This is a genomic window from Blastomonas sp. CCH9-A1, from assembly GCF_001557175.1.
Classification (GTDB): Bacteria; Pseudomonadota; Alphaproteobacteria; order Sphingomonadales; family Sphingomonadaceae; genus Blastomonas; species Blastomonas delafieldii_A.
This window is the reverse complement of sequence record NZ_LSHM01000041.1, coordinates 143981-165216: the sequence shown is the minus strand read 5'-3', so window position 1 is coordinate 165216 and position 21236 is coordinate 143981. Positions and strand designations below refer to the sequence as shown.

Here is a 21236-nt window from a genome sequence, read left to right as displayed (position 1 = left end):
CGCCAGTGTGGCGAAATGGTCGCAGCCACTGTCCGTTTTTCTGACACCGCTTGACATATCGAGCCGGTCATAGCAGATCAAGCATCAATCGCGGCGACCATATCAAGGGGCAACAAGCCCCCGCTACGACCGCTATCTCGCAGGGAGGGGTTACCATGAAGCTCACCAATTATCTTTCTGTTCGTGCCGCCGCGCTGTCCGCGACCGCGCTTTCGCTCGCCTTCGCGATGCCCGCACACGCGCAGGATACTGCCGCCGAGGACAATCAGGGCGGCATTGCCGAAATCGTCGTGACCGCGCAGAAGGTTGCCGAAAATGTGCAGGACGTGCCGATCGCGATCACCGCGATCACCTCTGAACGGCTCGAGACCACCGGCGTTACCAGCCTTGAAGGGCTGACCCAGCTTGTCCCCTCGGTTTCGTTCCGCAAGGGCACGACCAGCGCCAACAGCGCGATCGTGATGCGCGGCGTCGGCACCATCACCTTCTCGATCGCGGCCGAACCCAGCGTCTCGACCGTGGTCGACGGCGTCGTGCTCAGCCGTTCGGGGCAGGCATTCATGGACCTGGTTGATGCCGAGCGTCTCGAGGTGCTGCGCGGGCCGCAGGGTACGCTGTTCGGCAAGAACGCGTCCGCTGGTCTGGTCAATATCGTTTCCAAGGGCGGCACCGATACCCTGCAGGCCGAAGCCCGGCTCGAAGCGTTCGACGATGACGAATATCGCCTGCGCGGTGCAATTTCCGGCCCGCTCGCCGAGAACCTGACCGGTCGCATCACCGCCTTTTACGGCAGCTATGACGGCAATATCACCAATATCAACGGCGGCCGCCGCAACACTATCAACGGCTATGAGCATTATGGCGCGCGCGGTATTCTCGATTACAACAACGGCGGCACGCGCTTCCGCTTCATCGCCGATTATTTCGAGGCCGATGACGATTGCTGCGCCGATGTGACGGGCGTCAGCCGCGGCGCAGTGCTCGATGCCGAGCTCGGCCTGCCGGGCGGCGTGGCGCGCGGGGTCAACCAGCGCTTCGTCAACCACAATCTGGTCACGCGCACGCTCGACAAGCAGTGGAGCCTGACCGCCAGCGCAGATTTCGACGTGCTGACCGACCATGTGCTGAGCGCGATCGTCGGCTATCGCAACTGGGAGAACACCGAAATCCGGGAAGGCGACTTCCTGCCGCGCGCGATCGTCGGTACCGGCGAACTGCACGACAATGGCCAGGTCCGCACCGAGCAGCTTTCGCTCGAAGTGCGTCTGGCATCGGACCAGAGCAAGCCGTTCTTCTACCAGATCGGCGGCTTCATCTGGGGCTCGGACAACGAGCAGGACTTCACCCGCCGCAATATCACCTGCGCCAGCTCGACCCTGCCGGTCGATCCGATCACCGGCGGTCGTCCGTGCAACGTCAACGATCGGGTAAACACCATCTTCCCGACCGCGACCTCGTTCAGTGCGGTGGAATCGCGCAACTATGCGATCTTCGGCCAGGCAACCTATCGCCTGAGCGACATGTTCGCGCTGACCGGCGGCCTTCGCTACACCTGGGATGATCTGAGCTTCATCCACACCCGCGCACCAGGCGTCAATGCCACGACCGGCCTGCCTGCGACCGGACCCGGCGTCTCGGGCGCACCTGCGGGCGGCACGATCGCTTCGGGCGGCAACGGCACCAACACCTCGCGCGGCGACAGCTCGAACGGCAATCTTTCGGGCCGTGCGGTGCTGCAGTTCACGCCGAGCGAGGACGTGATGCTCTATGGCAGCTACACCCGCGGCTACAAGGGCCCGGCGTTCAACGTGTTCTTCAACCACACCGCGCCGACCAACGCGATCCCCATCGACGAGGAAACCTCCGACGCGTTCGAAATCGGTCTGAAGTCGCAGTTTCTCGACAACCGCGTGCAGTTCAACCTGTCCGCGTTCACCGTCACCTATGACGGGTTCCAGGCGAACAATTTCGTGCTCTTGAACGGCGCGGTCGTCTCGAACCTGACCAATGCCGGTTCGGTGAAGAGCGAGGGCTTCGAGGTCGATCTGCTCGCGGTGCCGGTCGACGGCTGGACGCTGCGCGCGAGCGGCGCCTATGCCGATGCCACGGTCAAGCGGTTCAACCCGAACCCCGCGACCAACGCTCCGGACGCCCGCAACGGCACCCAGCTGCCCTTGGCGCCGAAGTTCACCTGGACCATCGGCACCAGCTACGAGCGCGATCTGGGCGGGTTCAAGATGTACCTCGATACCGATTTCCGCCATGTCAGCCGCCAGTTCTCCGACCTTGGCGAACAGGGCCCGATCGCGGCCTATGGCATCTGGAATGGCAGCATCGGCTTCTCCGATCCGGACGACAATTACCGCGTGAGCTTCCTCGCGCGCAACATCACCGACAAGGCCTATGCGCTGCTCAACGTCAGCGCCGGCCAGCGCCTGCAGATCCCGCGCGACGCGGACCGCTATTTCGGCATCAGCCTGCGCGCACGCCTGCGCTGATCGATCGATCGTCAAGCGAAACGAAAAAGGGCCTCGGACGCAAGTCCGGGGCCTTTTTCCTGCCCGGCGCAACGCCGCGAGCTCGTGGGCGCAACTCGAAACGCATTGTTGTCCAATGGGACGGAAGATGAGATGGTGCTTCTATGAACCGCCTCCTGGAACAGGCATCGCGCGTGGCCGTTCATGTCGAACGGCTGAAGCCTGCCATCACGTTGGCGGGCTGGATCGGCTTCGCGCTGGTGACAGCAGATTATGCCGGTTTCATCGATCTTCCGGTGCTTATCTATATCCCGCTGTGGCTGGCGATCGTGACCAGCATCTGCCGATGGGCGCTTTGGGAGGGCTTGATCAAGCCCAAGGTCATCGCACCGTACGACAAGGCAACCGCATCGTCGAAACCGTCGCCACGTCCTGAAGATGACCGCTAAAAGCGGGGGGCGCGGCTTCGCCTTCAGTGCGCAACGATGCGAAGCTTCCGTGGCATTGGCTTTCGATCTTTGCTGCATGCTGGTCGAATGTTAGGCCTTCTCCCATGAAGCAGCTCGTCCACCGCCATCTGATGACCTTGCAACTCGAGGTCGACATTGCCCGCACCCGGCGCATCGGGGCCATTGCATCAGGCTATCGGGGTATCGCGCAGGTGACCGGCGGGTCGTTCTCCGGCGAGCGGCTGAGCGGTGCAGTCGAAGGCGGGGCGGACTGGTATGTCATCCAGCCTGATGGCACGCTGCTGATCAATGTTCGGCTGAACCTGACCAGTGACGATGGCGTGCCGATCTATCTGAGCTACCAAGGAGCGATGCGCGGCAAGGGTGACGCCATGGCACGCTTTGCCAAGGGGGCGCTGCTCGAACCAGACGAATACAGCATCGTCGTCCAGGCGCGGCTGGAAAGCGGGGATGCGCGCTATGCCTGGCTCAATGCACTGACGCTGGTCGGCACGGGGACGCAGACCTTGTCCGGGCCGATCTACGAGCTGTTCGAGATCGGCCAGCCTCTGGGTTGAGCGTCAGCCCGCAACGCCAGCTTCCGCTTCCTCCGCGAGCCTGAGCCGCGGGATCATTACCTGGATGAACGCCAGCGCGACCAGATAGGCGCTGCCGCAGATCGCGAACAAGGGCACATAGCCCATGCCGCTGCCCAGCGAATAGCCCGCAAACTCGATGATCGCGGTGCCCGAGAGGTTGCCTGCCACCGCGCCCAGCGCGATCACGCTCGCGACGCGGGTGGCGGGGATGATGTCGGCGGTCATGCCGAAGACATTGGTCGAAAAGCCCTGATGCGCGAACAGCCCCAGGCCGATCAGCACCGCGGCGATCCACGGATTGCCGGTCTGGAGGGACAGGGGCATGGCGAGCACGACCAGCGCGTAGAACAGCATCGATGTCTTGCGCGCGCCGTTCACGCTCATGCCCCGGCTGAGCAGGATCGGATAGAGCCCGCCCGAGGTGATCGCGCCCAGCGCCGCGAGGGTGAAGATGATCGCGATCGGCCAGCCGAGCTCGCCTTGCGAAAGGCCGAACTGGCGGTTGAAGAAATCGGGCATCCAGAACAGCACGAACCACCAGACCGCATCGATGCAGAATTTCGCGCCGATCACGGTCCAGGTCTTGCGGTCGGCCAGCAGGGTGCCCCAGGGCACGCGGGCGCGCTCTGGAATGTCGCCCAGCGGCTTCAAATTGCGGGTGCCCCACCACCATCCGGCGAGCCAGACAAAGCCGAGCGCACCCGTCACCCAGAAGGCCGCCTGCCAGCCGAAGGCGAGGGCGAAGGGCGGGATTAGCAGCGGGGTGAGGATCGCGCCGATATTGGGCGCGGTATTGATAAGGCCAATGGCGATGCTGCGCTGCTTCACCGGCAGATAGGTCGCGGCTGCCTTGAGCCCCGCAGGCGTGCTCACCGATTCGCCCGCTGCCAGAATGACACGCGCGGCGACGAACTGCTGTACGGTCTGTGCCAGCGCATGTGCCATGCCCGCCGCGCTCCAGACGGTCACCGCGATGGCATAGGCGACGCGCACGCCGAGGCGATCGACAAACCAGCCGACGAACAGCAGCGTGCCTGCAGCGGCGATCTGGAAGGACGAGCCGAGATGCGCATAATCGGCGTCGGACCAGCCAAATTCGGCCTCGAGCGTGGGCTTCAATAGCGCCAGCACCTGCCGATCGACATAGTTGAGAGCGTTGCCCAGGAAGAGCAGCACGACGAGCGCGATCGCTGCGCCGCGTGCCATGCCCTGATGCCGTGCCTCGTCCATCGCCGATCCTCCCATATGCGCGCCTGTCTACGACGCTTCGGGCTTGCACGATAGCCGCTCGCGCGCGTAAGGAAAGCCCAATATGACACCGAAGGACATATATCGGGGGCGAGGGGAGCGGCAATGAACGGCAAGCGGCAGGATATCGACTGGGATTCGCTCCCCGCAGCGGGCGACCTGTTCGGTGAAATGTATCTGGCCGAAGCCGCGCCCAAGCCCCATGCCGAAAAACCGCGCGACACGATCTTCCAAGGCCTGGCGATCTGCGCGATTGCCGCCGGGGCCGCGGCCTGGCTGTCCGAACATTATAATTTCCCGATCATTCTGCTCGGGCTTCTGATCGGCCTGTCGTTGAGCTTCGTCGCGCGCGATCCGCGCAGTCACAAGGGGCTCGATTTCGCGTCGCGCACCTGCCTGCGCTTCGGGGTGGTGCTATTGGGCCTGCAGGTGACGTTCGAACAGATCGGCTCATTGGGCGTGCAGCCCTTTGCCGCGCTGGCTGCGATCATGACCGTCACGTTCCTGGCAGGTATCCTCGGCGCGCGGCTGGTCGGCCAGTCCAATTACACCGGCATCCTGGCGGGCGGGGCGACCGCGATCTGCGGCGCCAGCGCAGCAATGGCGCTCTATGGCATCATTGGCCGCGAGCGATTGAACCAGTCGCAATTCGCGATCACCCTGGTGGTGGTTTCGCTCTTCAGCGCGCTAGCGATGTCGCTCTACCCGATCCTGGCTGAATATCTTGAGCTCACCGACCAGCAGGCCGGGTTCCTGATTGGCGCGTCGATCCATGATGTCGCGCAGGCGATCGGCGGCGGCTATGCGTTTTCCGAAAGCGCGGGGAGCTATGCTGCGATTGTGAAGCTCTCGCGCGTCGCGATGCTCGCGCCCGTTGTCATCATCACCGGCCTTGCCATCGGCAATGCGGATCAGGCCGAGGGCAGCCCCTTGTGGAAGCGGCTGGCTTTGCCCTGGTTCATCGTCGCCTTCTTCGCCGTCGTGCTGGTGAATTCGCTCGTCGCGATGCCCGATCCGGTGCGCGATTCGGCACTCAGCCTGTCCAAGGGGCTGCTGCTGATCGCGGTGATCGCGACCGCGATGCGCAGCCGCATGGACCTGCTGATGGAAACCGGCGTCCGCCCCGCCATCCCGGTGCTGATCGCAACGCTGACGAGCCTCGCGGCCTCGTTCGCAGTCGTCATCCTGCTGTTCTAGCCGAACCGCTCGGCGAGCAGCTTCGCGATCGCCTCGGCATCGCCGGGTTCGACCGGTGCGCCATAGACCTTGACCATCTTGGTCACCTCGTCGTGCCAGAATTTTTCGCCCATGCCGCGCGGCTGGGTGGTGACATATTCGAGGCTGTGGCACGCGGTGCAGTTGTTGACCACGATCTCGGCACCCGCGTCCGACAGTTCCGCGGGAATTGCCTCTTCGGGCAGCTGATAGCTGACCGGCTCCATCCGCGCGGCAACGATATCCGGCCCTGCGTCGCGATCCATCAGCGCCCAGTTCACGCCGCCAGCGGCCACTGCAAGCAGGCCGAGCCCGATGATCACTCCCGTGCGCATCACACGGCCTCCACGTTGATCGTCTCGACGACGTTGCGCATATAGCCCGCAGGCTGCCAGCGCGGCTCCATCGGCTGGGTCTCGCCGCCCGCCGTCTCGGCGCGCATGCGCAAGGCATGCCGCCCTGACGCGAGCGTCAGCCCCAGCTTCCATTCGCGGAACGAATAGCGGCCCAGATCCTCACCCAGTTTTGCCTCCTGCCAGTCCCGGCCGTTATCGGGCGAAACGAGCACGCGCTTGATCGGATCGCCGCCGCTGAAGGCGATACCGCGCAGCTCGGTCGTCTGGCCTGCGCTGACCTTCGCGCCATCCGGGTGGCTGGTCAGGAACGAACGGACGTTGAACCGGGCGATCGGCACGGTCTTGTCGGGCTTGGTGCCCGGCTCGACGCACCGGCAGTCATTGTCCGGGATGCGATAGGCGGTCTTCATCCAATAGCCGTCGAATTCCTTGTCGACGACATTGATCTCGCTGAGATGCTTGACCCAATAGGTGCCGAAATGGCCGGGCACGATCAGGCGCAGCGGATAGCCGTTGAGGAAAGGCAGTTCCTCGCCGTTCATCGCGAACGCGACCATCACCTCGCCATCGCGCGCATGGTCGATATCGAGCGCCTTGACGAAATCGGCGATCCCGTCGGCGGGCGGATTGTCGAGGCCGTTGAAGGTGACCTGGGCAGCGCCCGCGCGCACTCCGGCCTTGGCGAGCAGATGCTTCAGTGCCACGCCCTGCCAGCGCGCATTGCCCATCGCGCCATGGCCCAGCTGGCCGCCCGCGACGCGCGGCGTCACGAAGCCGCGACTGTTCCCCGAACACTGGTTGACTGCAACGATCTCGCTCACCGGAAAATCGCGGCGCAGCGACTCGAGCGTCAGTTTCAGCGGCGTTTCGACATGCCCGCCGATCGCGAGGCGGAAGCTGCGCGGATCGATCTCGGTCGGCAGGCCGGACAGGTGATAGCGCACGAAAAACGCGTCATTGGGCGTGAGCAGGCTTTGGTCGAAAACGGAAAACGGCGTTTCCAGCTGCGGGGGGCGGCTGGTCAGCAGGATCATCTCGCGCTTGCCGGGCAGTTGCACCAGCGGGCGCGTGCCATTGGCAAAGGGCAGGGTGATCGTGCCGCCCGAAGACTTGCCGACCGCGCCCAGCAGAGCCGCACCTGCGCCTGCCACGAAAAGCCTCCGGTCGATTCCGCTCATTCCCGCTCCCCTATCGTCATTCTGGCGCGCCGCGCGACGCGTCTGTCCAGCGTTAGTCAGAAAATGCCGGTCAGGCAAGAAAGGCGGCATATTGCGCCCGCCAGGCCGCGACTTCATCGGCAAGGTGCATGGGTGGCGCGCTGCCCGACAGCACCAGTTCTGCGACGTCGTTTTCCGGGTGCATCAGCATCTTGCGCTTGCTGTCGCTGAACCACACCGCCACCGGCCGATCGCAAATGGCGTCAAGCACGCGCGCGGCCATGCCGCTGGCGATCGCGTCGCTGCCGGGCAGCGCCAGCACGGTGAGCGCAATGGCTTCGAACGGGTGGCGCGCCTCGCGGTGAAAGCTCACCGAAACGATCAGACCCGATCGATCGGGGCGCGCTTCGTCGGGCAAGGCGGCAATCCTGCGCCAGGCGCAGAACCAGGTCCGGCAGATGGTCGGGCGCTCGGCATGGATGCTGCAGCCTGTCGGGCAAAGCTGCGGGCATGGGGTTCCGGCAGGTTTTTGAAGGTCGGGCGTATCGACCTTCAGCGTGACGCAGCACGCGGTGCAGCCGCCGCAATCGCGATCGGCCAGGACCGGGCCCAGCAACAGGGTCTCAAGATCGTCGGGGTCCGCCATCTGCCAAGCTGTGACGGTCGGCGCGGGTGATTGCAAGCGGCCCGGCGATCAGCGCCAATGAATCCATTCGCCATAAGGATGGCAGGTCGCCAGGAACCGCTGCTCGCCGCTCGGCCAGCAGGTCAGCGACAGCCGCACCTCGCTGCGATCAGGCGTCCATTCGAGGCTGATCCACGCGAGCGGCTTACGCTCGGTCGCGAACTGGCCCGACTGCACGATGATCTCCGCGAGGCGTGCGCGCTGCGGCTCGGGCAGATATTGGCGGAACATCGAATGGACGACGACACGGCAGGTGTCGGCCGATTGCGGTGCCGCCAGCTTCTGCGCGATCCACTCCAGAGCCTCGGCCTCGTCGATCTGGGGCGGATGTGCGCGGGCGATATCGAGCGCATGCTCGAGCCGCGCGATGCGGTGGTGCTGGTCGGCCCAGATGAACGCCAGCAGTCTTTCGCAGCTATCGGCATCGCGGGCGTTGAGCGGGTGCAGATCCGCCCCGCTGGCCGATGCAATGCTGACCGGCGCGGCGACCGGTTGCGGGCCGCGCCATTCGGGGGTGATTTGCAGCGCTGACGCAGGGTCGCCCGCCTTCACTCCGCCAAGATCGAATCCGTAACGACCAAGATTGAGGTTGAGGCCGCAACTGGTGCCAAGTTCCAGCAGTTCGAACGGCAGGGCAAAGCGGTCTGCGGCCACCATCAGCGCCGCCATCAGGGCGGCGGACCGGCCGACTTCGTTGGTCTGGGTGGGATCGCGCAGCCATTGCAGAATGAATGCGTCGGAATGCGCCAGCGCAATCGCCAGGGCGCGATCGAAATCGGCATGCTCGCCCCGGTACAACGCGCTGAGTTCAGGAACGGTGCCGCGCCGGGCAACGGCATGGAGCGCGCCGTTCAACCGCATGGCGAGCGCTGCTGCGGCGCGGTCGCCCGGCCAGGTCGCGATCACCGCTTCGGTCATCGGGGCGTGGGAAAGCTGGCGTTCGGCGGCCTCGAGCACGCGGGCGACGAAGTCCGACCCCAGGTTCCGGCAGACGGCAGCCTGACGCGACAGCTCTGCATGTACGGGCGCCAGGGCAAAGGGCGCGATCGGTGTTATCGGAGATGCCTTGGCCCGCGGCGGGTGCGTCGTTCCGGCGATATTCTCTTTGGAAATGAGTGCAGACATGATTCTCGCCAACGAACAAGTCGGCAAACACTCCCGACCCCCGTCCAACTGGCTAGGTAATCAGCGTAAACAAGTGGTTAACAAAGTCGGGATGGCGCGTCATGACTTGACCTGTTCGGCATCATGCGAATCGCTGATTGGCTGGTCAAGGTCCGGCGAATCGGAGCGCGCGGAGCAGAACAAGGGCATCGACACTGATAAAGCGGCGCCGAATCGCTGATGCTTGCTAATTTTGCAATTATGATTGCAACAATTGCAAATATTGGAAAATCAACATGTTAAGTTTTATGCAAAGGTTCGCAGGCGAACATTGCGGGGCGAGCGATCGGAGCGCCAGTATCGAGAGAACCGTTGGATTTGAGCCACTTTCCCCCCATTTCTGGGCTATGGTTCAAGCTTAAAAAGAGCGAGGGGCCAAGTATTCGCTGAGCGCAGTGCGTTTAACTTTGCTTTAAGCATGCAAACTTAACCGCTGCCCCATCCAATAGTTTTGGGGGGCTCAAAGTGAAATCTCTTACAACTGCAATCTATAGCTGTGCATCGACTGTCGCGATCGTTTCCGCCTTTGCAGCGCCGGTGGCGGCGCAGGAAGACAAGCCGCAAACTGCCTGGGAGGCAAGCCGCACGGTCGATGAAGGCGATGTCGTTACCACCGGTGTGGCACGCGGCCGCGACCGGCTGAACAGCGCGACCTCGACCAGCGCGATCAAGGAGAACGACATCGTTCGCCTGGCGCCGCGGTCGCTGGCCGAACTTTTCCGCAACATACCGGGGATCCGCGTCGAGGCGGCGGCCGGTGAGGCGCAGAACAACTATACCGTTCGCGGGCTGCCGATGGTCAATGGTGCCAGCAAGTATATCCAGATCCAGGAAGATGGCCTTCCGGTGATGGAATTCGGCGATCTGATGCGCCTGACGCCCGATATCTTCGTCCGCGCCGATTTCAATGTCGGCCAGGTCGAATCGATCCGTGGCGGATCGGCCTCGACCTTCGCCTCGAACGCGCCGGGCGGCGTCATCAACCTCATCTCGAAGACCGGAGAGGTCGAAGGCGGATCGGTGATGGCGACGGTGGGCGTCGACTTTGAAAGCTATCGCACCGATTTCGACTATGGTGGCCAGCTGGGCGATGGCTGGCGCTTCCACGTCGGCGGCTTCTACCGCGAGGGCGAGGGAATCCGTGAAACCGGGTTCAACGCCGCGCGCGGCGGTCAGGTGAAGTTCAACGTCACCAAGCAGTTCGACGGCGGCTATATCCGCGTTTATGGCAAGCTGCTCGACGACCGCGTGCCGACCTTTACTGGCACGCCGCTGCTGGTGACCGGCACCAATGCCGATCCGTCGTTCCGCGATCCTGCCGGGGTCAGCAGCCGCACCGATTCGCTGCTTTCGCCGACGCTGCCGGTCGTGCTGACGCTCGGTTCGTCGGGCCAGGTCCGTCGCCGCAATTTCACCAACGGTGTCGAGGCGAATGCCAAGACGCTCGGCTTCGAGGCGCAGTTCAGCCTGGGTGACTGGACCGTCACCAACCGCTTCCGTTACGCCGACCAATCGACGCGCAACACCACGCTTGTCGTCTCGTCGGCAGCGCCGGCTGCGCAGTTTGCCTCGCGCTTCGGCGGCGCGGGCGGAGCGTTCCGCTATGCATCCGGACCGCGTGCCGGGCAGCCGTTCAGCGCTGCGGGCGGCAATGGCCTGGTCGCCCTGTCGTTCTTCTCGGACAATGACGCGCCCGATGTGAGCAACATGACCAACGATCTGCGCATCAGCCGGGTATGGCCCGTCGCCGGTGGCGATCTGACGACCACCGCGGGCCTGTATCGTTCGAACCAGAAGTTCATCTCCGAAATCGGCTTTGCCACGTTCTTCCAGGACGTTGTGGGGGGAGGCCAGGCGGTGCCGCTCGACCTCGTTACTGCGGCAGGCGCTCTGGTCACCGATGGCGGCTATCGCAATTTCGGCGGCCCGGGCGCTGCGGGCAACATCCGCGACAATGCCGTGACCTATCAGACCACCGCACCCTTTGCCTCGGTCAACTTTGCCAAGGGCAAGATCGCCATCGGTGCCTCGGTGCGCTGGGATAACAGCCGGGCGCGGGGCAATGCGATGAACGACAGCGGCGTCCGCACCTTCGACATGAACGGCAACGGCGTCATTTCTGCACCCGAACGTCAGGTGTCTTTCGTCCCTGTCGGCGTGACCCAGCCGGTCCGTTACAGCCACGATTATCTGTCCTACTCGGTCAGCGTGAACTATCGCATCGCCGAACCCTTTGCGATGTTTGCCCGCTACAGCCTCGGCGGTCGCGCCGCAGCCGACAAGATTCTCTTCACCTCGGCAATCAGCCCGACCACGGGCGCCCTGCTGAATCCGGCGGCAGGCGACGACAGCGTGCGCCAGGCAGAAATCGGACTGAAATACCGCAAGGATGGCCTGGTCCTCAATCTGACCGGTTTCCATGCCAAGACCGATGACACGAACTCGCAGATTCTGACCAATCCCGCCACGGGCCAGCTCGAGCTGCTCTCGGTCACGCGCGGCTATGAAGCCTATGGTCTCGAATTCGAGGGCGGTTTCCGCCGCGGTCCGTTCAGCATCACGGCGCACGCGACCTATACCGAAGCGGAAATCAAGAGCGCCGAGAATCCGGCGCTGGTGGGCAACATCCCGCGCAACCAGCCCAAGCTGCTCTTCGGGCTGACGCCGCAATTCGACACCGACCTGTTCACCGTCGGTGCCAACATCATCGGGGTGACCGACAGCTTCAGCCAGGACGTCAACCAGCTGCGCATGCCGGGCTATACCACGGTTGGCCTGTTCGCACAGGTCCGTCCGATGGAGCGGCTTGAGCTCAGCATCAACGCCAACAACGTGCTGAACGAGCGCGCCATCACCGGAATTTCCGAAGGAGCGATCCCGGCATCCGGCGTGGTGATGGCGCGGCCGCTGTTCGGCCGTTCGATCTCCGCATCGGCGCGCTTCTTCTTCTGATCGGTGCGCTAACGGCTCGCCCCTTGTCTGCTGGTACACTGCCAGTGGCAGGGGGCCACCGGCGACAAGTTTGCGGCGCTCGCGGGGCTGTTCAGCGTCGCGGGCGCCGCACTGTGTCAGGCGCGCAAGGGCCTTGCGGAAACCCCTGATTTTCGGGCGTTTCGCGTCAGGCGTCATTTCCCGGCAACTTGGTCAATCGGCGTTAACCACGCTTTAATTGGAATCAAATAGGCCGGTTGGGAAAGTGTTTTACAGCAGGGGCAATTCATGAATTTCTTCAAATATCACGGTTCGACTTGCACGGCCGCCGTGGCCATCGCGATGGTCGCCATGGCCACGCCGGCCTTGGCGCAGGAAGACAAGCCGATGACGGCTTGGGAGGCGAGCCGTACCGTCGATGAAGGCGATATGGTCACCACTGGCGTGGCACGCGGCCGTGACCGTCTGAACAGCGCGACCTCGACCAGCGCAATCAAGGAAAACGACATCATCTCCATCGCGCCGCGATCGCTGGCCGAACTGTTCCGCAACATTCCCGGCATCCGCGTCAACGCCGCGACGGGTGAGGGCGGCAACAGCTACACCGTGCGCGGTCTGCCGCTGGTCAACGACGGCGCAAAATACATCCAGCTGCAGGAAGACGGCCTGCCGGTGCTCGAATTCGGTGACCTGCTCACCCTCACGCCGGACATCTTCATCCGCGCCGACCTCAATGTCGCGCAGGTGGAATCGATCCGTGGCGGATCGGCATCGACCTTCGCCTCGAATGCGCCGGGCGGCGTGATCAACCTGATCTCCAAGACCGGCGAAGTCGAAGGCGGATCGGTGATGGGCACGGTCGGCATCGATTTCGAAAGCTATCGCACCGATTTCGATTATGGCGCGCGTCTCGGCGATGGCTGGCGCTTCCATGTTGGCGGTTTCTACCGCGAAGGCGAAGGTCCGCGCGAAACCGGCATGAACTCGATGCGCGGCGGACAGGTCAAGTTCAACGTCACCAAGCAGTTCGATGGCGGCTATATCCGCGTTTATGCCAAGCTGCTCGATGATCGGGCGCCCAGCTTCATCAACACGCCGCTGCGCGTTACCGGCACCAATGCCGATCCGTCCTATTCGGACGTCCCCGGTCTCGACACCCGCACCGACTCGCTGGTCTCGCCGTTGCTGCCCAACTCGCTGCGTCTGGGCACCTCGGGCACGCCGACGCGCCAGACCCTGGCAGAAGGTACGCACTCCAAGTCCAAGTCGCTGGGCTTCGACGCGCAGTTCAGCCTGGGCGAATGGTCGGTCACCAACCGGTTCCGCTATGCCGACCAGTCGTTGCGCAGCCTGATCCTGTTTCCCTCGGCAGCAGCGCCGGCGGCAGCATTTGCCACCCGTTTCGCCGGCCCGGGTGCGACCGCCAGCTATGCGGCGGGTCCGCGCGCCGGCCAGCCCTTCGACCCGTCGGGTAACGGCCTGCTCAACGTCTCGTTCATTGTCGACTCCGATGTTCCCGATGTCAGCAACATGACCAATGACCTGCGCGTCAGCCGGGTATGGAATGTCGGCGGCGGTGATCTGACCACGACGGCGGGCCTGTACCGTTCGAGCCAGGAATATGTCTCGGAAATCGGCTTCACCACCTTCCTGCAGGACATCGTTGGCGGCGGTCGGTCGGTCGCGGTCAACCTGCGCACCGCTACCGGCATCCCCGTCACTGACGGCGGCATCCTGGTCTATGGCAGCGCAGGCGGCGCCGGCAATTCGAAGAACACCGATCTCAACTATCAGGTGACCGCACCGTTCGGATCGTTCAACTTCGCCAAGGGCAAGATTGCCATCGGCGGTTCGATCCGCTGGGACAATGTCCGCGTTCGCGGCAACATCATCAACGATGCCGGAACGCGTCCGTTCGACATGAACGGCAATGGCGTGATTTCCGTGCCGGAAAGCCGCGTTGCGTTCATTCCCAATAACGTGACCTTCCCGGTCAACTACAACCACGATTATGTCTCGTACTCGCTGAGCACCAACTATCGCGTGTCCGAGCCGTTCTCGATCTTCGCGCGCTACAGCCGCGGCGGTCGCGCAGGGGCGGACAAGATCCTGTTCACGCCGGCGGTCAGCACCGTGACGGGCGCGCTCGTCAACAGCGTCGCAGGACATGACGTGCTGCGCCAGGCAGAACTGGGCCTGAAATATCGCAAGGACGGCATCTTCCTCAACCTGACCGGCTTCTATGCGCTGACCGACGAGACCAACTCGCAGCTGCGCACGAATGCAACTACCGGTCTGGCGGAACTCGCCACGGTCGCCCGTTCGTACAAGGCCTATGGTCTGGAGTTCGAGGGCGGCATCCGCCGCGGTCCGTTCAGCGTGACGGCGCACGCCACCTATACCGAGGCGGAGATCGATGCGGCAGAAAACCCGGCGCTGGTCGGCAACATCCCGCGCGGTCAGCCCAAGCTGCTCTACGGAATCCGTCCGCAATTCGACAGCGACATGTTCTCGGTCGGATTCAACGTGATCGGACAGACCGGCAGCTTCGCGCAGGACGTCAACCTGCTCCGTCTGCCTGCCTTCACCACCGTGGGCGCGTTTGCCCAGTTCCGTCCGATGGAGCGGCTGGAATTCAGCGTGAACGCCAGCAACCTGCTGAACGAGCGCGCGATTACCGGCGTGTCCGAAGGCGCCATTCCGGCAGCGGGGGTCGTGATGGGACGCACCATGTACGGCCGCACCGTGTCGGCATCTGCAAGGTTCTTCTTCTGATGCGCGGCCTGCCTCGGGACATCGCACCAGCCGCATTCCGGCTGTTCCGGCGCCCCGGGGCGGGCGCCCATACCACCTGGACCACAAAGGCTTGATCATGCTGAACAAACTGAACATTCCACGGAAGCTCAGCCTGTCCTTCCTGATGATCTGCAGCTCGGCTGCGCTGATGATGATCGTCTTCGCCGTCAATCTGTGGATGATCCAGTCATCGACGGAGCAGAACAATCATTCGCAGCTCATCTACGGCAAGGTCCAGGTGCTTGAGACCTCGCTGCTCCGCCAGAACAGCCAGTTTCGCGGCTTTCTGGTGACGGGCGACGAGAGCTATCTGAAATCCTATTACGAGGGCCGCGACGAATATGACGCCGCCGCCAAGGAACTGGAAACGCTGATCGTCAACCCGGCGCATCTGAAGCTGCTGGAAGAGGCGCGCAACGAAACGCTCGCCTGGCGCAAGAACTGGGGCGACAAGCTCATCAAGTGGACCCAGCAGGGCCGCGGCGAGGCTGCGGTCGAAGCGGTGCGCAATGCCGGCAAGGCTGTGCTGGTGAGCAAGGCGGTGCTGCCGCTGCGCGACATTCGCGACGCCGAACTGGCTTCGATCGAGCGGAACTCCGCGCGGCAGGATTCGGCGCTGACCTCGGCCATTGTCGCGCTGGTGCTGGGCGGCATCGCGCTGATCGGTATCGCGATCGGTCTTGCCGTTGCGCTGAGCCGCGCCATCGCTCTGCCGATCACCCGCCTGACCGACGCCATGGCGAGCCTGGCTGCGGGCAAGAACGAGATCAACGTCGACGTGAACCGCGCGGACGAGCTGGGTGACATGGCCCGTGCCGTGGTCGTGTTCCGCGATGCCGCTGTCGCCAAGGCGCGCGCTGACCAGGATCAGGCCAATGTCGTGACCGCGCTCGGCAAGGGGCTGGAGGCGCTCGCATCGGGCGACATGACCTATCAGATCACCGAGCCTTTTGCTGCCAATTACGACGGCCTGCGCATGACCTTCAACCGCACGGTCGAGGGGCTGGAAACCAGCCTGTCGAGCGTCGCCAGCTCGGCGCAGAGCGTCCACAACGGCGCCGGCGAAATCCGTGCGGCGTCCGAGGATCTGTCGCAGCGCACCGAACAGCAGGCGGCCAGCCTCGAAGGTGCGGCCAGCGCGATGGACAAGGTGACCGGCATGGTCAGCGAGTCCGCCAGCAGCGCCAAGACGGCACGGATCGAAATCGACACCGTGCACAAGGATGCCAATGAAGGCGGGCAGGTCGTCGACAAGGCGGTCAGCGCGATGGATGCGATCGAGCGCAGCTCGCAAGAGATCGGCCAGATCATCAACGTCATCGACAGCATTGCTTTCCAGACCAATCTGCTGGCGCTCAATGCCGGGGTCGAGGCTGCGCGCGCGGGTGAATCGGGCAAGGGCTTTGCGGTCGTCGCCAACGAGGTTCGCAGCCTCGCCCAGCGCTCCGCCGATGCCGCCAAGGACATCAAGGCGCTGATCACCGCGTCGAGCGAGCAGGTACAGGAAGGCGTCAGCCTGGTCGCGGAGACCGGCAAGATGTTCGACCGCATCATGGGCCGCATCGGCGATGTGAGCCGCATGGTCGCAGAAATCGCCGACGGGGCCGAAACCCAGTCGTCGAACCTGCGCAGCGTCAACACCTCGGTCGGCGACATGGACAAGATGACCCAGCAGAACGCCGCAATGGTGGAGGAAACCACCGCTGCTGCACGTACGCTGGCATCGGAAGCTGACGAGCTCGCCTCGTTGGTCGGCCGCTTCCGCCTGAAGACCTCGCACGGCCGCGCGGCGGCGCCGGCAAGCTCGGGTGGCTTCAGCCGCCCGGTCGCCAAGCCGCGCCCGGTTCCGCGCACGAGTGGCAATCTCGCGCTCAGCCCTGCGGTCGATGACGACGACTGGAGCGAGTTCTGACGAACGTCTGAAAGGCGCTAGAAAAAAACGGGAGGAGGGGCCGGGCTTGCAGAAGTCCGGCCCCTTTTTTTGTGCTTCACGTGCCGCGCCCGGAGCGTGTCAGACCCGTGGCCTCAGCCCCTGAACCGCTCGTTTGTCATGAACCGATAAGCTGCATCAATGCTTTTCGATAGGACTTATAAATTTGTATGGCATAGCCAAATGTGCAAAGTGGCATGACCAATAAGCATATCGGGGAGAGAGTGATGCGCAAGGCATTATGGCTGCTGGCTAGCGTTGGCGCGCAAGGATTGGCCATACCGGCTGTAGCCCAGACGGCGGAACAGCCTGCCGATCAAACCCAAACAGCGGACCAGGAAGATTCTGGCGAGGTCCAGGCAATCGTCGTGACCGGGTCGCGCATCGATCGCGCCGGCTTCACTGCCCCGACGCCGACGGTCGTGGTCACCGCTGCCACGCTGGAAAATCGCGCTGCCGTGAACGTGGCTGACGTCATCAACGAAATTCCCAGCTTTCGTCGTACCCAATCGCCCGAAAGCGGCGGTATCGGCAATCCCGGCGGCAACAATATCGATCTTCGCGGCCTGACGCCGGTGCGCACGCTGGTGCTGCTCGATCGCATGCGCTTGCCCCCGGTGAACCAGCCGGGATCGACGGTGGCAGGTGCGACCGATCTCAACGTCATTCCTACCGCTCTCATCGGCAGCATCGATGTCGTCAGCGGCGGCGCATCGGCTGCCTATGGTTCGGACGCTGTCGCGGGCGTGGTCAATCTCAAGCTGAATACCGGGCTTGAAGGCTTCAAGTTCAATATCCAGGGTGGACAGACCAGATACAGCGATGCGGAAGACTTTTTCGTCTCGGCCGCGTTCGGGACGAAGTTCGCCGATGGTCGCGGTCGTTTCATTCTGGGCGGCGAGGTCAGCATCAACGACGGCACCGCGCTGTTCAACGACAGACGGCCCTGGGGCCTGCGCAATGTCAGCACGGTCACATTCGGCGCGGGCCGGGCGGCGGGACTGCCAGCCAATCTTGTCACCGACAACGTGCTGTTCGGCACGCTGACCCCCGGCGGCCTGATCACGCCGACCGCCGCGGGCAATCCTGCGGGCTTGCGCAACCTGCAGTTCGTGATCGGCCCCAATGGCCAGCCGACGACCGCCCTGTTCAATGCCGGGCTCTATCAGGGCCAGATCGGCACCAACATGGTCGGCGGCACCAACGTTCTGCCCTATCAGGTGCTGCGCGCAGCGACGCAGCGCTACAATCTGGTGGGCAATCTGGAATTCGATTTCAGCGACAATGTCACCGCCTGGGTGCGCGGCATCTATGCCGAGACCGAGGCCGAGAACATCAGCGCCCAGATCCGCGCGGCCACGGGCGGAACCACCGGTTTCCTCTCGCTCAGTCGCAACAATCCCTATCTGCAGGCGGCGCTGACGCCGGCGCAGCTGGCGTTGATCCCGGCCAACGGGTCGTTGACCATCGGCTATCTCGGCAACGATTTCGGCCCGCCGCGCATCAAGAACCAAGGGCGGCTGTACAGCTTTGCCGGCGGCCTCAAGGGCACCATCGGATCGAGCTGGCGCTGGGATGCGACGCTGGCCTATGGCCGCAACCGCAGCGAGCAGATCCAGTCCAACACCGCAATCACCGCCAATTTCCTCAATGCCGTCAACGCGATCAGCCTGAACGGTCAGATCGTCTGCGCCAATGCGGCTGCTCGCGCGGCTGGCTGCCAGCCGATCAACGTTCTGGGCCGGGCCAGCTATTCGCCTGAGGCCTATGCCTATGCGTTCGGCACGTCGGACGCGGTCGCCATCACCACGCTGTTCGAGGCGGCGGCGAACGTCAATGGCGAGGCCTTTTCGATCTGGGCTGGCCCGGTCTCGCTGGGCGCGGGCGTCGAATATCGCGAGGAGAGCTTCCTCACCCGGGTCGATCCGATCAGCCAGGCCGGCGGGTTCATGGCCCGCGCTCCGCGGAATTTCCCCAAGGCCGATCAGTCGGTCAAGGAAGCCTATCTGGAGGCGATCGTGCCGCTGCTGAGCGAAGACTGGTTCACCGGCGCGCTCGACCTCAACGGTGCGGTCCGCCTGACCGATTACAGCACATCGGGCTCGGTCACGACCTGGAAGGCGGGGCTGACCTGGAAGCCGATCCCCGACATCCTGCTGCGCGGCACGCTGTCGCGCGATATCCGTGCGCCCAGCCTGCCAGAGCTGTTCACGGCGGCGGTGCAGACCGTGCCGCGGCCGCTTTATGCCGATTTGCGCCCGGCCTTTGCCGGCCAGCCGCAATATCAGTACGACGTGGTTACCGGCGGCAATGTCAACTTGAAGCCCGAAATCGCGCGGACCACGACGCTGGGCGCGGTATTCAATCCGCGTTTCCTCAGCCGCCTGCAATTCTCGGTCGATTACTACCAGATCAAGATCCGTGAGGCGATCGGCGCGAATGCGGCGGCATCGGTGCTGACCAACTGCCTCGGCACCGGCGTCGGCGATCCGGCCAATCCGTTCTGCCAGCTGATCACCTTCGCCAACAACAACATCACTACCGGGGCGGTCCAGTCGGTCGTCGCACAGAATGCCAATTTTGCGCAGTTCCGCACCAAGGGGCTCGATTTCGGTCTGTCCTACATCCAGCCGCTCAGCGACTTTGCCGCGAGCTTGCCGGGACGTCTGGTCCTTTCGGCCCAGGCGACGCATGTCATCGAATATCGGTCGAGCTTCGATATCTCGCCGCTCTTCCCCAATGGCGTCAACCGCGCGGGCCAGACCGGTGCGCTGTTCGGCGGCAGCCCTGGCCTGCCCGATTGGGCGGTCAATGCCAATCTGGGCTATCGCGACAGCCGGTTCGAGGCGAATGTCCAGTATCGCTGGATCAGCCGCAGCCGCCAGAACAATGCACAGGTTGGCCCCGACGATCCCGCCTATAGCCCGGCGCTGGTCAACAGCATCAGCAATAACATCATTCCGGCCGTGGGGTATGTGAACATCGGTGCGAGCTATAATTTTGGCAAAGAAGGCACCAAGCAGCAGCTCTATTTCGTCGTCAACAACCTGTTCAACAAGGCGCCGCCGCTGCCCGCGATCAACAACAACGCCTGGTACGACCTGCTCGGCCTTTCCTATCGCGTGGGCGTCCGCTTTGAGTTCTGATTTCCCCCCTGGGCGGGCGGAGGCTGTCATGCCTCCGCCCATTTTTTTGGATGTGTCTTCTCATGTTCCATTGCACATCGCGGTCGATCCGCGCTGCAACCGCCATCGGTCTGGCCCTCGCAACCCTGGTGCCCAGTGCCCATGCCGCCGATGCCCCTGTCGCTGGTGCGGCGGCTCCCGCCATTCCCCAGATGCGCACCCGGCTGCTGACCTCGCTCACCGGCTATGAGGTCAGCGAATATCTCAAGCGCAACGACGTGCTCTATGTACCCGTCGGTCCGACCGAGGTGAACGGTGGCGCGCCGACCGATGTCGAATATGTCATCCCGCTCGCCTATGCGATCAAGCTCGCCGAGAAATCGGACGGGCTGGTGATGCCCTATCTTGCCTATTTCTATCCGGGCGGTACCACCACCAGCCCGGCGACGGTCCAGGTCAGCCCTTCGGAAGGTCTTGCCTATCTCAAGGTCCTGACCCGCTCGTTGATCCGCCAGGGCTTCCGTCGCATCGTCTTCCTGACATCGCACGGTCCATCGCCCGCGACCCTGCTGCCGCTGGTGCGCGAAACGTTCGACGAGATGCACGTTCCGGTGCTGTGGATGGACACCGGCATGGTGCGCAAGGTCGAGCCGGGCGAGGCGCGCCCCGGCTTTGGCGGTGGCCCGCCCAATGGCCGCAATCTCACGATCTTCGGCGCCTATCAGTTGGTGGGGCGACTGAACGATATTCCGGTCGGCCTCAGCCAGCCGAAACACGAGATCATCCGCGATCCGAGCAACCTGTCACGCTTCGTGCCGCCGTATAACGGCACGCCCGCAGGCAGCTTCTATGCCGATCCTGCCGAACATGGCGGCTTTGTCGAGCCGATCACCGAGGCGCAGCGCGCCGAGTGGGGCAGGGAAGGCGCGGCGATGATCGAAGCGCAGGTGGCGTCTTTCGACGCGCTGGGCATGCTGGGCGCGTTGCGGAAGCGCGACGAATTCACCCGCGAACTCGAGAAGAAATATGGCAACCTGCTGCCGGGCGCGCGTACGCCCTGAGGTTTGACGAAAGGCCGGGGGGCCTGGTCCCGGATCGGTGCCG

Annotated in this window: 15 protein-coding genes; 10 read left to right on the top strand and 5 right to left on the bottom strand. The window is 63.8% G+C overall.

Going from position 1 to position 21236, the window contains the following annotated elements:
* Positions 1-155: 155 nt before the first annotated feature.
* The 3 genes from AX725_RS12660 (at position 156) to AX725_RS12650 (ending at position 3504) form a co-directional block, all read left to right on the top strand.
* Positions 156-2498, top strand: coding sequence for a TonB-dependent receptor (locus AX725_RS12660; RefSeq protein WP_060978687.1), 2343 nt, complete (start codon positions 156-158; stop codon positions 2496-2498).
* A 143-nt stretch (positions 2499-2641) separates the two neighbouring features.
* The gene (locus tag AX725_RS12655) at positions 2642-2926 is read left to right on the top strand and encodes a hypothetical protein (RefSeq protein WP_060978688.1); all 285 of its coding nucleotides are present in this window, start codon (positions 2642-2644) and stop codon (positions 2924-2926) included.
* A gap of 104 nt (positions 2927-3030) precedes the next feature.
* Complete coding sequence (locus tag AX725_RS12650) at positions 3031-3504, top strand: DUF3237 domain-containing protein (protein ID WP_060978689.1); 474 nt, start codon at positions 3031-3033, stop codon at positions 3502-3504.
* 3 nt (positions 3505-3507) lie between these two features.
* On the opposite strand, the gene AX725_RS12645 is transcribed toward AX725_RS12650, so the two are convergent.
* Positions 3508-4755: an MFS transporter gene (locus AX725_RS12645; protein ID WP_060978690.1), complete on the bottom strand. Its 1248-nt coding sequence runs from the start codon at positions 4753-4755 to the stop codon at positions 3508-3510.
* Positions 4756-4878: 123 nt separating this feature from the next.
* Between AX725_RS12645 and AX725_RS12640 the strand changes: the two genes are divergently transcribed.
* Positions 4879-5970 (top strand): YeiH family protein, encoded by a 1092-nt coding sequence (locus AX725_RS12640; protein WP_060978691.1) that lies wholly within the window; start codon positions 4879-4881, stop codon positions 5968-5970.
* Here the strand turns inward: AX725_RS12640 and sorB are convergent.
* The 4 genes from sorB to AX725_RS12620 all read right to left on the bottom strand — a co-directional run bounded on the left by sorB (position 5967) and on the right by AX725_RS12620 (position 9311).
* Positions 5967-6323 (bottom strand): SorB family sulfite dehydrogenase c-type cytochrome subunit, encoded by a 357-nt coding sequence (sorB, locus tag AX725_RS12635; RefSeq protein ID WP_099046515.1) that lies wholly within the window; start codon positions 6321-6323, stop codon positions 5967-5969. The two genes, AX725_RS12640 and sorB, sit on opposite strands and share 4 nt — an antisense overlap.
* Complete coding sequence (gene sorA / locus AX725_RS12630; protein WP_060978692.1) at positions 6323-7522, bottom strand: SorA family sulfite dehydrogenase catalytic subunit; 1200 nt, start codon at positions 7520-7522, stop codon at positions 6323-6325. Before sorA ends, sorB begins: the two co-directional genes overlap by 1 nt.
* 70 nt (positions 7523-7592) lie before the next feature.
* Positions 7593-8147 (bottom strand): CxxCxxCC domain-containing protein, encoded by a 555-nt coding sequence (locus AX725_RS12625; RefSeq protein ID WP_060978693.1) that lies wholly within the window; start codon positions 8145-8147, stop codon positions 7593-7595.
* Positions 8148-8195: 48 nt separating this feature from the next.
* A complete protein-coding gene (locus tag AX725_RS12620; RefSeq protein WP_081097186.1) occupies positions 8196-9311 on the bottom strand; it encodes a DUF2332 domain-containing protein in 1116 nt (371 codons plus the stop codon).
* Between AX725_RS12620 and AX725_RS20950 the strand changes: the two genes are divergently transcribed.
* The 6 genes from AX725_RS20950 to AX725_RS12595 all read left to right on the top strand — a co-directional run bounded on the left by AX725_RS20950 (position 9310) and on the right by AX725_RS12595 (position 21193).
* Positions 9310-9531 (top strand): hypothetical protein, encoded by a 222-nt coding sequence (locus AX725_RS20950; protein ID WP_155646040.1) that lies wholly within the window; start codon positions 9310-9312, stop codon positions 9529-9531. The two genes, AX725_RS12620 and AX725_RS20950, sit on opposite strands and share 2 nt — an antisense overlap.
* Positions 9532-9815: 284 nt before the next feature.
* Positions 9816-12302: a TonB-dependent receptor domain-containing protein gene (locus tag AX725_RS12615; protein ID WP_208597954.1), complete on the top strand. Its 2487-nt coding sequence runs from the start codon at positions 9816-9818 to the stop codon at positions 12300-12302.
* A gap of 267 nt (positions 12303-12569) precedes the next feature.
* Positions 12570-15056 carry a TonB-dependent receptor domain-containing protein gene (locus AX725_RS12610; protein WP_208597955.1) on the top strand — a complete coding sequence of 829 codons (2487 nt, stop codon included), beginning with the start codon at positions 12570-12572 and terminating at the stop codon, positions 15054-15056.
* 97 nt (positions 15057-15153) lie between these two features.
* Positions 15154-16989 (top strand): methyl-accepting chemotaxis protein, encoded by a 1836-nt coding sequence (locus AX725_RS12605; protein ID WP_060978694.1) that lies wholly within the window; start codon positions 15154-15156, stop codon positions 16987-16989.
* A 386-nt stretch (positions 16990-17375) separates the two neighbouring features.
* A complete protein-coding gene (locus tag AX725_RS12600; RefSeq protein ID WP_066215490.1) occupies positions 17376-20153 on the top strand; it encodes a TonB-dependent receptor domain-containing protein in 2778 nt (925 codons plus the stop codon).
* Positions 20154-20215: 62 nt separating this feature from the next.
* Positions 20216-21193 carry a creatininase family protein gene (locus tag AX725_RS12595; RefSeq protein ID WP_060978696.1) on the top strand — a complete coding sequence of 326 codons (978 nt, stop codon included), beginning with the start codon at positions 20216-20218 and terminating at the stop codon, positions 21191-21193.
* The last annotated feature ends 43 nt before the right edge of the window (positions 21194-21236 follow it).